Consider the following 13103-nt stretch of genomic DNA (forward strand, 5'->3'; position numbering starts at 1 on the left):
TATCAACTACCTACTTTCCTAAACAAAATTGTGAAAATATCTTATCAATTATATTTTCTTCTAAAGTATCACCAGTTATCTTTCCCAAATTAATCCAGGCATTTCTCATATCTATAGAAGCTAAATCTATAGCAGAAGTATTTTTTAATGCATCTAACGCTTCAACGCAGTTTTCCCTGGCTCTAATTAAGCTTTCCTTATGTCTAACATTAGTTATAAATAAATCTGCAGGCTTGATTTCGCCCTTAAAAAACAGCTCTTTAATACAGATTTTAACTTTATCCAATCCCTTACCTAATTTAATTGAAGACTTTATTACAAATTTCGAATTCAGTCCACAAATATTATCTAAATCTATTTTATCACCTATATCTATTTTATTTAATAAAATTATATATTTTTTATCATTTATATAATTTATTATTTCTTCGTCTTCATCATCCAATTCTTTGCTTGAATCCAACATCAATATAATTAAATCCGAACTATCAATTCTCTCCTTGGATTTTTTAACTCCAATCTTTTCTACTAAATTATCGGTTTTTCTGATTCCAGCTGTATCAATTATCTTCACAGGTATTCCATCTATATTCATATATTCTTCTATAACATCTCTTGTAGTACCTGGTACATCAGTAACTATAGCCCTATTTTCCATTATCAGCGAATTTAAAAGAGAAGATTTGCCTACATTCGGCTTTCCAACAATTACTATGCTCAATCCTTCCCTAATTATTTTGCCTTCTTCCGCATTACTCAACATATAATCCATTCTGTTTAATATTTTCTTTAACTTTAAAGAAACTTCATCAGATGTTATTTCCTCTAAATCAGCTTCTGGGTAGTCAACAGTAGCCTCAATTGATGCAATTATTTCCAAAAGATCTTCTCTTAACAAATTAACTTCTTTGGAAATTTTCCCCTTAGACTGTTGAACTGCAGTTTTCATAGAAATTTCAGTTTTTGAATTGATTATATCAATTACTGCCTCAGCCTGACTTAAATCAATCCTTCCATTTAAAAATGCTCTTTTAGTAAACTCCCCTGGTTCTGCCATTCTAGCTCCAGATTTTATAACTTCTTCAAGTACTTTCTTAGCAGCTAGAATTCCACCATGACAATTTATTTCAACTGTATTTTCAGCTGTGTAACTTTTAGGGGCTTTCATAAAACTTACCAAAACTTCATCCAATAATTCTCCAGTTTTCTCTTCCACTATAAAGCCATATCTCATTGAGTACGATCTTATATCTAACAATGTTCTATTATTTTTTCCCCTAAATATTTTATTTACTATTTCAAGAGAATTTTTTCCCGAAACTCTTACAATTGATATTCCACTTTCACCTAAAGCTGTAGCTATTGCAGCTATTGTATTAACTCTTTCCATTATTTCACTTCCTCTTAATTCTAATCACTTGATAAAATACTAATATATAGTCTCTTCATTCACAATTCTCTTAATATGTAAAAAAGAAAGCCTCTAGGCTTTCTTCAAATCCACTACAACTCTTCTAAAAGGCTCTTGACCCTCACTATAGGTATTTACATAAAAATCATTTTGGAGAGCAGAATGAATTACTCTTCTTTCATAAGGGTTCATCGGTTCCAACTTAACTATTCTACCTGTCCTTCTAACTTTTTCGGCCACTCTTCTAGCAAGCCTCCTCAAAGTCTCCTCTCTTTTTGCCCTGTAATTTTCAGTATCTAAAATTACTCTTTTATATTCCATTTCATGATTTTTATTTATCACAAGGCTTAAAAGATACTGAATTGCATCCAAAGTCTCTCCTCTATAACCTATGAGTATTCCCATATCTGAACCGGTTAAATATATTTTTATTACATTATTCTCTTCCTTTATTTTTATTTCTGCCTTTACTTTCATTTTATCTAAGATACTTTTCAAAAATACTTTTGCCTCATATATGTAATCCCTTTTTACTTTAACCTTTATTTTAGCTGGTCGTACCCCTATAAAATTTAAAAACCCTTTATTTCCTTCATCTAATACCTCAACTTCCACTTTATCCTTTTCAACTTTCAATTCCTGCAATGCATTTTTAAGTGCCTCTTCAACGGTTTTTCCTGTAGTCTCTATAACCTTCATGCCACATAGCCACCCCCTAGGCCTTACTAGTTTTAGTTTTTTTACCCATCTCAATTTTTTTAATAACTACAGTTTGTGCTATTTGAATTAAATTACTAACAACCCAATACAATACTAATGCCGATTTAAATCTCATACTCATGTACACCATAAATACAGACATTCCAATATTCATCATTTTACTCTGTTTAGCTTGTTCCCCGGTAGAAGGCATCACCAAAACTCCTGATAAATAAGTAGTTGCTCCCGATATAATAGCAAGAAGCATATCTGTTTTAGCTAAATCCTTCATCCATAAAAAACTAACACCATTTATGCCAGATAAATTATTAAAAACATAGTAGAGAGCTATTAAAATAGGCCACTGAATAAGAAGCGGTAAACATCCACTAAAAGGGCTCGCTCCTTTTTCTTTGTACAACTTCATCATTTCCTGCTGTGCTCTTTGTGGATCTTTTTTATACTTTTCCTGCAGTTTTTTAACTTCCGGTTGAATTTCATTCATAGCAAACGAAGACCTCAATTGTTTTATTCCCAATGGAAGTATTATAATCCTAATTATTATAGTCATTAAAATTATTGCTATACCATAAGAAACATTTGGATTAGGTATAAACGAAATTACACTATTATGTAAGAAATTAAAAAATCGAACAAAAGCATCATTTAAATACTGCAAAATATTAAACCTCCTGAAATTTATTTAACCGGATCATATCCACCTTTGCAAAATGGATTACATCTCAATATTCTTTTTATAGACATAAATCCACCTTTTATAATACCATATTTTTGTAATGCTTCCAATGCATATTGTGAACAAGTAGGATAAAATCTGCAACATGGTCTTTTTAGAGGTGATATATATTTTCTATATAATTTAATTAAAAAAATTAAAAATTTTTTCATCTATTATACAAACCAGCTTTTTTGATTAAATTTTTTATGGAATTCTCTATTTCCACATAATTTTTACCATTTGATAAGTTTCTAGCTATAAATACTAAATCATAACCTATTTTTATGTTATCACTATTTAGCCTACAAATCTCTTTAATCAAACGTTTTATTCTATTTCTCTCAACACTTTTCCCTACTCTTTTATTTATAGATATACCTAACCTATTTATATTTTTCCTATTTTTATAAATATATAATACCAATAAGCTATTAGAAAAAGATCTTCCTCTTTTGTATACAGCACGAAATTCTGCATTTTTTTTTATTCTGTAAATTTTCATTTTTGCTCCTTTTTTCTACTTGCAGAAAAAGGCCACAAAAGCGGCCTATGCTGTTAATCTCTTTCTACCTTTTTGTCTTCTTCTCTTAATAATGTTTCTTCCCGATAGAGTTCTCATTCTCTTCCTAAAGCCATGTTCTTTTTTTCTCTGTTTCTTTTTTGGCTGATAAGTCATCCACATAATACCATAAATCTCCTTTCACTATTAATATTAATTTTCTATACTCAATTCTCATATATGAAATTTAATATTTTCATTATTAAATAAACAACTCCAGTTTAAAGTTTTACTATTAAATTATATATTCACTAACTTATAATGTCAATATAAATTCAAAAGTATAAATTTCACGTTTAATATTTTTATATATATTTTGTGGATAATTTCTTGAATAGGTTGTTTTGTTTTGATATTATAAATAGAGGATTGTTAATAACTTAAAAATTTATACTACTTATCCACAATTGTGGATAAGTATGTGCATAACTTGTTTTGAATTTTTTTTATTTCTATATATTTTCCTATTTTACTAACATTATTCATTGTAAATAATGTTAATATTTATTTTACTACTTAAAATTATAATTTTTTTACCTTAATTTTATAAACTTAATTATACACATGTGAATATTTTTATACACACATGTCAACAAAATATAATAATGGAATATTTAAACTCAGATTTATTTTTTAAGACTGGAGGATACAAAATGAATGCCCATCCAAACGAAATATGGGAACAATCTTTAAACATAATAAAAGGTGAAATTACTGAAGTAAGTTTTAACACATGGATTAAAAGTATTACTCCTGTATCCATCGAAAATAATACTTTCGTACTAAGCGTACCAAATGACTTAACTAAAGGAATATTATCCAGTAAATATACAAACCTAATATCTAATGCATTAAAATTAATTACCTCAAAAAAATATAATATTAAATTTTTAGTTTTATCTAAATCAGAGGAAGCATTAACACTAGATAATAAGCCTCAAGAATATACTAAAAGATCAATAACCACAAATGACGAAACAACCATGTTAAATCCCAAATACACTTTTGATTCTTTTGTTATAGGAAATAGTAATAGATTTGCTCATGCAGCATCTCTTGCTGTAGCCGAATCACCGGCCAAAGCATATAATCCACTGTTTATATATGGAGGAGTAGGTCTTGGTAAAACCCATTTAATGCATGCTATAGGCCATTATATATTAGAAAACAATAAAAAATCTAAAGTAACTTATGTTTCATCTGAAAAATTTACAAATGAACTCATAAATTCAATAAAAGATGATAAAAATGTAGAATTTAGAAATAAATATAGAAATATAGACGTACTATTAATAGACGATATCCAATTTATAGCTGGTAAAGAAAGTACCCAAGAAGAATTCTTTCACACTTTTAATGCTTTATATGAAGCAAATAAACAGATAATCTTATCAAGCGATCGACCGCCAAAAGAAATTCCTACATTAGAAGATAGACTTAGATCCAGATTCGAATGGGGGCTTATAGCCGATATACAGCCACCAGATTTTGAAACTAGGATGGCCATATTAAAAAAGAAGGCAGATGTGGAAAATTTAAACATCCCAAATGAAGTCATGGTATATATAGCTACAAAAATCAAATCAAATATTAGAGAATTAGAAGGAGCATTAATACGCATAGCTGCTTTTTCCTCACTTACAAACAAGGAGATAAGCATTGATTTAGCCGTAGAAGCATTAAAAGATATAATTTCAAGTAAACAATCTAAACAAGTTACAATAGACTTAATACAAGATGTAGTAGCAAATTACTATAATTTAAAGGTGTCTGATTTCAAATCAGCTAGAAGAACTAGAAATGTAGCTTTTCCAAGACAAATAGCAATGTATTTATGTAGAAAACTTACAGATATGTCACTGCCTAAAATAGGAGAAGAATTTGGAGGTAGAGATCATACTACCGTAATACATGCCTATGAAAAAATATCAAATAATTTAAAGAAAGATGAGAGTCTTCAAAATGCTATAAATGATTTAACAAAACGTTTAAATCAAAAATAATTATCAACATATGTTTATAATTATTTTATGATATGCTGTTGATAATATTTTTTATATATATTATTTTTTTATTATGTGGATAATACGAGCTTCAATCATTTACTTATCCACACTTATTTTTTTTATTTTTTTCAGTAGTATTAACACCTCTAGCATTTATGAACATACTAACAATACCTACTACTACTACTACTAAAAAATTTATTATCTATATATATCTAAATAAAATATGTTATCAATAAAGGAGATATAATAAAAATGAAAATTAAATGCAAAAAATTAGATTTACAAGAAGCCATAATTACGGCTCAAAGGGCAATAACCGGAAAATCTAGCATGCCTATATTGAATGGATTAAAATTAACTGCTTCAGATAATAAAATTATACTAATAGGCTCAGATATAGATTTAAGCATAGAAACCAAAATAAATGCAGATGTTGAAGAAGAAGGAACGATTGTAATTGATTCAAGACTATTTGGAGAAATTATAAGAAAGTTACCTGATGACAATATAAGTATTTCAACCATAGAAAATAATTCTGTAGAAATACTATGTCAAAAATCAAAATTCACTTTAATATATATGAATGCTGAAGATTTTCCAGAAATACCTAATATAAAAGAAAATATGATTTTTTCAATACCACAGAAAATACTAAAAAACATGATAAAGAGTGTTATATTCGCTACAGCACAAGATGAAACAAGACCTATCCTCACAGGGGTTTTATTTGAAATTAAAAATAAAAAATTGAATTTAATAGCTTTAGACGGATATAGACTTGCTTTAAGATCGGAAAATCTAAACACTGATAACATAATAAATGCTGTAATTCCAGGTAAAACCTTAAACGAAGTTTCTAAAATTTTAGAAGACAATGATAAAAATGTAAATATAACATTCACACCAAACCATATATTATTTAACTTATCTAATACCAAAGTTATATCTAGACTTTTAGAAGGTGAATTTATAAAATATAATTCCATAATCCCTGAAGAATTTAATATGAAAGTCACAGCTAAAAAAGATGAACTTTTAAATTGTATTGAAAGAGCTTCATTAATGGCTAAAGATAGTAATACCAATTTAATAAAACTAGAGCTTGAAGAAAATAGAATGGTTATAACATCTAATTCTCAATTGGGAATGGTAAGAGAAGAATTAAATATAATTTTGCAAGGCGATACTTTAAAAATTGCATTTAATTCAAAGTATTTAATCGATGTTTTAAAAATAATGGATGAGGAGGAAATTATATTAGAATTTTCCAGTAGTGTAAGTCCATGTATAATTAAAAATAAGATCGAAGATAATTGTACTTATTTAGTTTTGCCAGTTAGACTTTTAAATAGTTAAAAATAAATAAATTGGAGATAATAGAAAATGTATGAAGTTAAAATAAATACAGATGTAATAAAACTGGATTCGTTTTTAAAATGGTGTGGAGCTGTTTCACAGGGAGCTGAAGCTAAAATTTTTATAAAAAAAGGTATGGTAAAGGTAAATGGAAAAATGGAAACAAGAAGAAGTAGGAAACTTTATAAAGATTTTACTGTTGAATTTGAAAATAAAACCTATAAAATTATATAATTACGTTAAAATTTATTATTAATTATGTATTATATAATGTGATATAATTATAAATAGGTGTTTTTAAAATGTATATTAAATACTTAAAACTTATAAATTTCAGAAATTATAGAGAGCTTAATATCAAATTTGACAAAGGTATAAATGTATTTACTGGGGGGAACGCTCAGGGAAAAACAAATTTACTTGAAAGTATATATTACTGCAGTATAGGCAGATCTCCTAGGACAAATAAAGATAAAGAGTTAATTAACTGGCAGGGTAAAGAGGCTTACATAAAAGCTTATATAGAAAAGAAACAATTAGATAAAAGTATAGAAATAAAGATATTTAAAGAAGGTAAAAAAGGAATAAATATAAATTCCATAAAGGTAAATAAATTATCTCAACTTATGGGAGTTTTTAATGTAGTAATGTTTTCCCCTGAGGATTTGAAAATAGTAAAAGAATCACCGATTTATAGAAGAAAATTTTTAGATATTGAACTTTGTAAATTTAGTAAAAAATATTATTATAATCTAGTTCAATACAACAAAGTTTTAAATGAAAGAAATGCTTTACTAAAAAAATGGATCAACCATAATTATGACATAATTAAGATTTATGACAAACAGTTATCTAAATATGGCGGATTTATAGTAGAGATGCGAAATAAATATATAAAAAGGCTTAGCGAAAAAGGAAAAATTATTCATAATGATATAACCTCAGGAACTGAAAATATAGAATTTAGATACGTGACACAATTAGAAGATGTAAATAAACCAGAAAATAGCTTATTTGAATTGTTGAATGTAAACAGAAAAAGGGATATGGAACGAGGAACTACTCTTTGCGGGCCACATAGAGATGATCTTATCACAAATATAAATGGAATAAATGTCAGAAATTTCGGTTCTCAGGGGCAACAGAAAACATCAGTTTTAACTATGAAATTTGCTTCTCTTGAAATAATAAAGGAGATTATAGGTGAGTATCCTGTTTTGTTATTAGATGATGTTTTATCTGAATTGGACTCAAATAGGCAAAATTATATATTAAATTCTATAAATAAAATACAAACATTTATAACTTGTACAGGAATAGACGATATTAAAAAAAATTCTCAAAGTAAAGCAGATTTATTTGTTGTAAAAAATGGTAAGATAACTATGATTTAGTTTTGAAAGGAGATTATTTATGTTTTTACATTTAGGTGAAAATATAGTCGTTCCAATAAAAGATGTAATTGGAATATTTGATGTTGATACTTCAACATATAATTCTGACACGATTCAATTTTTGAGAATGGCTGAAGAAGATGGATTTGTTCAAAAGATTACGAAAGATAAACCTAAGTCTTTTATTATTGCCGAAGTAAATAAAAAGAGTAAAATTTATTTGTCACCTATATCTTCATCTACATTAACTAAAAGATCAAAAGCTTTAGATTATGAACTTTAAGACGAATAGGAGGATAGATATGCAGCAGGAAAAAAAACAAGTTTATGATGAAAATCAGATACAGGTGCTAGAAGGTTTAGAAGCTGTGAGAAAAAGACCAGGGATGTATATTGGAAGTACAAGTTCAAGAGGACTTCACCATTTAGTATATGAAATAGTAGATAACAGTATAGATGAAGCATTAGCAGGATATTGTGATAAGATAGATGTAATTATTCATAAAGATAACTCAATCACAGTTATAGATAATGGAAGAGGTATGCCTGTGGGAATGCATCACAAGATGAAGAAACCTACTGTGGAGGTAATAATGACCATATTGCATGCAGGAGGAAAGTTTGGTGGTGGAGGATATAAAGTTTCTGGTGGGCTTCATGGAGTAGGTGCCTCTGTTGTAAATGCACTATCTGAGATCTGTGAAGTTGAAGTAGAGAGAGAAGGACATATATGGAGACAGGTTTTTAAAAGGGGAAAAGTAGCAACGGGATTAGATATAATAGGTGATACTGATAAGCATGGTACTAAAATTCATTTCAAGCCTGATTCTGAAATATTTGAAGATATAGAATATGATTATGATATATTATCACAGAGATTAAGGGAACTGGCTTTTTTAAATAGAAATATAAAGATAAATTTAAAAGATGAAAGAGATGAAAAAGAAGAACTATTTCACTATGAGGGCGGAATAAAATCGTTTGTAACATACCTAAACAGAAATAAGCAGACAATTCACAAAGCACCCGTGTATATAGAAGGAAAAAAGGAAGATTATTCTGTAGAAATTGCTATTCAATACAATGATGGGTATACTGAAAATATTTTTTCTTTTGCCAATAACATAGATACAGTTGAAGGTGGGACTCATCTAGCTGGATTTAAGTCAGCTTTGACAAGAGTGTTAAATGATTATGCAAAAAAGTTTGGAATATTGAAAGAAAATGATAAAAATTTATCAGGAGAGGATATAAGGGAAGGTCTTACAGCTGTAATATCTGTAAAGCTGGTAGATCCCCAATTTGAAGGCCAGACTAAAACAAAACTTGGAAATAGTGAGATGCGTGGTATAGTAGATAGTATACTGGGAGAAGGGTTGAATAATTTTTTACAGGAAAATCCTCAAGTTGCAAAAATAATATTAGACAAATCTTTAATGGCATCTCGTGCTAGAGAAGCTGCGAGAAAAGCAAGGGAACTTACAAGACGTAAGTCCATACTTGAAAATACATCTCTTCCGGGAAAACTCGCCGATTGTTCATCTAAAGATTCCTCTGAATGTGAAATATATTTAGTTGAGGGAGATTCTGCAGGAGGATCAGCAAAACAGGGTAGAGATAGAAATTTTCAAGCCATATTGCCACTTAGAGGTAAAATAATGAATGTTGAGAAACAGAGACTTGATAAGATACTGGGTTATGAAGAGATAAGATCTATGATAACTGCTTTTGGCGCTGGAATAGGAAAAGAATTTGACATTGGTAAAATAAGGTATGAAAAAATAATAATAATGACAGATGCAGATGTTGATGGAGCACATATAAGAACGTTATTACTTACATTTTTTTTCAGATATATGAAAGCTCTTGTAGAAAATGGTCATGTCTATATAGCTCAACCGCCTTTGTATAGAGTATATAAAAATAAAAAGGAATACTATGCATATTCGGATAAGGAACTTGAAATAGTGTTAAATGAATTAGGTGGAAAAGATAGCAACGTGGATATACAAAGGTATAAAGGTCTTGGAGAGATGGATTCAGAGCAGCTTTGGGATACTACAATGAATCCTAGTACTAGAACACTTATTCAAGTAAATGTAGATGATGCTATGGCTGCTGATGAAATTTTCACTATACTTATGGGTGATAAGGTAGAACCTCGTAGAAATTTTATAGAAGAAAATGCTGGGAAAGTTGTAAACTTAGATATATAGTAGAGAGGTGTAGTTGATGTTTGATGAAGGTAAAATTTTACCAGTAGACATAAGTAAAGAAATGAAAAAAAGTTATATAGAATATGCAATGAGTGTTATTGTAAGCCGTGCTCTTCCAGATGTAAGAGATGGATTAAAGCCAGTTCATAGAAGAATATTATATTCTATGCATGAACTTGGGTTGACTCCAGAAAAGGGTTATAGAAAATGTGCTAGAATTGTAGGGGATGTGCTTGGTAAATATCATCCTCATGGAGATTCAGCTGTTTATGATGCTTTAGTCAGAATGGCACAGGATTTTTCAATAAGGTATACTCTAGTTGACGGACATGGAAATTTTGGTTCAGTAGATGGGGATAGTGCAGCAGCTATGAGATATACTGAAGCAAAGATGAATAAAATAACTCTTGAAATGTTAAGGGATATAAATAAAAATACGGTAGATTTTGTTCCCAATTTTGACGGTGAAGAAAAGGAACCTTCTGTATTACCATCCAGATTTCCTAATTTACTTGTAAATGGATCAGCGGGGATAGCTGTTGGCATGGCTACAAATATACCACCGCATAATCTCACTGAGGTTATAAATGGTGTGATAATGATAATAGATAATCCAGAAGTTACGATTGATGAATTGATGACATCTATAAAGGGGCCTGATTTTCCAACTTCGGGTATAATAATTGGTACCTCAGGCATAAAAGATGCCTATAAAACTGGAAGGGGGAAAATATTAGTAAGGGCTAGAACTGAAATTGAAGAGGTAAATGGGAGAAATAGAATACTTATAACTGAAATTCCATATCAGGTAAATAAATCAAAACTTATAGAAAATATAGCTGATCTTGTGAAAAATAAAAAAATAGATGGAATATCAGATATTAGAGATGAATCAGATAGAGATGGAATGAGAGTTGTAATAGAATTAAAAAGAGATGCTAATCCCAATGTTACTCTCAATCAGTTGTATAAACATACAAGAATGCAGGATACTTTTGGAATAATAATGCTGACTCTTGTAAATAATGAACCAAAAGTATTGAGTTTAAAACAAATGCTTGTTTATTATTTGCAGTTTCAAGAAGAGGTTGTAACCAGGAGGACTCAGTTTAACTTAGATAAAGCACAAGCTAGAGCTCATATTCTTGAAGGATTGAAAATAGCGTTAGATCATATTGATGCAGTAATAAATTTAATAAGATCTTCTAAAACTACAGAAATTGCGAGAAAGGGTTTGATGGCTGAATTTGATCTTTCTGAAAAACAGGCCCAGGCTATATTGGATATGCGGCTTCAAAGACTTACAGGTCTTGAAAGAGAAAAAATTGAGAATGAATACAATGAGTTGATGGAAACAATTAGGCATTTAAAAGAAATTTTGGAAAATAAATCTATTTTATTGAGTATAATTAAAGACGAACTTATTGAAATAAAAAATAAATATGGTGATGAAAGAAAAACTGAAATACAAGTAAGTAATAGTGACATAAATATCGAAGATTTAATTGATGAAAAAGAAGTGGTTATAACCTTAACTCATGAAGGTTATATAAAAAGAATCCCAGCAGATACCTATTCTTCTCAAAGAAGAGGTGGAAGGGGAATCCAGGCAATGGCTACTAAAGAAGATGATTTTGTAGAGCATATATTTATTACTTCAACTCACAGTCATATTTTATTCTTTACAAATAAGGGCAAGGTATATAAGCTTAAAGGATATGAGATCCCTGAGGCAGGTAGAACTGCTAAAGGTACAAATTTAATTAATTTACTACCTTTAGATATAAATGAAAAAATTCAAGCCGTTATAGCTTTTAAAGAAATTGATAAGGATAATTATTTCATAATGGCAACTAAGAACGGTTTAATTAAGAAAACTAAAATAGATCAATATACTTCCATAAGAAGAAATGGTCTAAATGCTATAAATTTAAAAGATGAAGATGAACTTATACAGGTTAGAATGACTACGGGGAAAAGCGAAATAATTATTTTCACCAAAAATGGTTATGCAATAAGATTTAGCGAGGAAGATGTGAGGCCTACAGGCAGAAATACTACAGGTGTAAAAGCAATAACATTGAGAGATAGTGATATAGCTGTTTCTATGGATATTGTCGATGAGAGTCAAGATGTTCTTGTCGTAAGCGAAAATGGATTTGGTAAGAGAACTCCTATAGATGAATATACTATCCATAGGAGAGGTGGAAAGGGCATGATAACATATAAAGTTACGGAAAAAACGGGATTAATAGTTGGAGCTAGAATTGTAAAAGATGAAGATGAGATTATGCTCATAAATAGCAGTAATGTGGCTATAAGACTCAATGTATCTGAAATATCTACTACGAGTAGGAACACTATGGGTGTTACACTTATGAAAACGGGAGAGGAACAAAGAGTAGTTGCTATTGCCAAAATAAATTGTAGTGATGATATTGAAAATAAATAGTTTTTTATAATTGTTGTCAGTGGTATATTTAATAGACTTAAATATACCACTGGTTATTGTGATTAAGCTTTGATAAAAAATTTTAAAAATGTATTGACTCTATTCAATTAAGATGTTAGAATATAAAAGCTGTATTAATTAAAAAGGCATTGAAAGTTTATATTTGTGAGGTATTGATAATCTTAAACTAATATGGTAAAATAAAATAGTTGTTGATATTTAGGATGATCCTTGAAAATTGAACAGAATAAATATAGGGAAACTTATA

The 13103-nt window shown here is 29.1% G+C and carries 13 protein-coding genes; 7 read left to right on the forward strand and 6 right to left on the reverse strand.

The genetic code is table 11. The features are described from left to right. Positions 1 to 10: 10 nt before the first annotated feature. The 6 genes from mnmE to rpmH form a co-directional block, all read right to left on the reverse strand. Complete coding sequence (gene mnmE, locus ACFHWD_RS16460) at positions 11 to 1390, reverse strand: tRNA uridine-5-carboxymethylaminomethyl(34) synthesis GTPase MnmE (protein ID WP_378062705.1); 1380 nt, start codon at positions 1388 to 1390, stop codon at positions 11 to 13. A gap of 93 nt (positions 1391 to 1483) precedes the next feature. Then, complete coding sequence (gene jag / locus ACFHWD_RS16465) at positions 1484 to 2110, reverse strand: RNA-binding cell elongation regulator Jag/EloR (protein ID WP_179978244.1); 627 nt, start codon at positions 2108 to 2110, stop codon at positions 1484 to 1486. 16 nt (positions 2111 to 2126) lie between these two features. Continuing rightward, positions 2127 to 2789, reverse strand: a complete 663-nt coding sequence (locus tag ACFHWD_RS16470; protein WP_150359026.1) for a membrane protein insertase YidC — start codon at positions 2787 to 2789, stop codon at positions 2127 to 2129. Positions 2790 to 2809: 20 nt separating this feature from the next. Beyond that, on the reverse strand, positions 2810 to 3019 hold the full coding sequence (gene yidD, locus ACFHWD_RS16475) for a membrane protein insertion efficiency factor YidD (RefSeq protein WP_106010981.1): 210 nt from the start codon (positions 3017 to 3019) through the stop codon (positions 2810 to 2812). After that, positions 3016 to 3351: a ribonuclease P protein component gene (gene rnpA / locus ACFHWD_RS16480; protein ID WP_150358972.1), complete on the reverse strand. Its 336-nt coding sequence runs from the start codon at positions 3349 to 3351 to the stop codon at positions 3016 to 3018. Before rnpA ends, yidD begins: the two co-directional genes overlap by 4 nt. Positions 3352 to 3396: 45 nt before the next feature. Next, positions 3397 to 3531 carry a 50S ribosomal protein L34 gene (rpmH, locus tag ACFHWD_RS16485; protein WP_179978245.1) on the reverse strand — a complete coding sequence of 45 codons (135 nt, stop codon included), beginning with the start codon at positions 3529 to 3531 and terminating at the stop codon, positions 3397 to 3399. 530 nt (positions 3532 to 4061) lie between these two features. Between rpmH and dnaA the strand changes: the two genes are divergently transcribed. The 7 genes from dnaA (at position 4062) to gyrA (ending at position 12835) form a co-directional block, all read left to right on the forward strand. After that, positions 4062 to 5411 (forward strand): chromosomal replication initiator protein DnaA, encoded by a 1350-nt coding sequence (gene dnaA, locus ACFHWD_RS16490; RefSeq protein WP_150358970.1) that lies wholly within the window; start codon positions 4062 to 4064, stop codon positions 5409 to 5411. Between the two features lie 258 nt (positions 5412 to 5669). After that, the gene (gene dnaN, locus ACFHWD_RS16495) at positions 5670 to 6773 is read left to right on the forward strand and encodes a DNA polymerase III subunit beta (protein ID WP_150358969.1); all 1104 of its coding nucleotides are present in this window, start codon (positions 5670 to 5672) and stop codon (positions 6771 to 6773) included. Between the two features lie 27 nt (positions 6774 to 6800). Further along, positions 6801 to 7007, forward strand: coding sequence for an RNA-binding S4 domain-containing protein (locus ACFHWD_RS16500; protein WP_150358968.1), 207 nt, complete (start codon positions 6801 to 6803; stop codon positions 7005 to 7007). A 68-nt stretch (positions 7008 to 7075) separates the two neighbouring features. Then, complete coding sequence (gene recF, locus ACFHWD_RS16505; RefSeq protein ID WP_150358855.1) at positions 7076 to 8167, forward strand: DNA replication/repair protein RecF; 1092 nt, start codon at positions 7076 to 7078, stop codon at positions 8165 to 8167. A gap of 19 nt (positions 8168 to 8186) precedes the next feature. Continuing rightward, positions 8187 to 8450, forward strand: a complete 264-nt coding sequence (remB, locus tag ACFHWD_RS16510) for an extracellular matrix regulator RemB (RefSeq protein WP_150358856.1) — start codon at positions 8187 to 8189, stop codon at positions 8448 to 8450. A gap of 19 nt (positions 8451 to 8469) precedes the next feature. After that, complete coding sequence (gene gyrB, locus ACFHWD_RS16515; protein ID WP_150358857.1) at positions 8470 to 10383, forward strand: DNA topoisomerase (ATP-hydrolyzing) subunit B; 1914 nt, start codon at positions 8470 to 8472, stop codon at positions 10381 to 10383. Positions 10384 to 10399: 16 nt separating this feature from the next. Beyond that, positions 10400 to 12835: a DNA gyrase subunit A gene (gene gyrA / locus ACFHWD_RS16520; protein ID WP_179978246.1), complete on the forward strand. Its 2436-nt coding sequence runs from the start codon at positions 10400 to 10402 to the stop codon at positions 12833 to 12835. The last annotated feature ends 268 nt before the right edge of the window (positions 12836 to 13103 follow it).

It is taken from the genome of Clostridium sp. MT-14 (assembly GCF_042436595.1).
GTDB classification, from domain to species: Bacteria; Bacillota; Clostridia; order Clostridiales; family Clostridiaceae; genus Clostridium_B; species Clostridium_B aromativorans.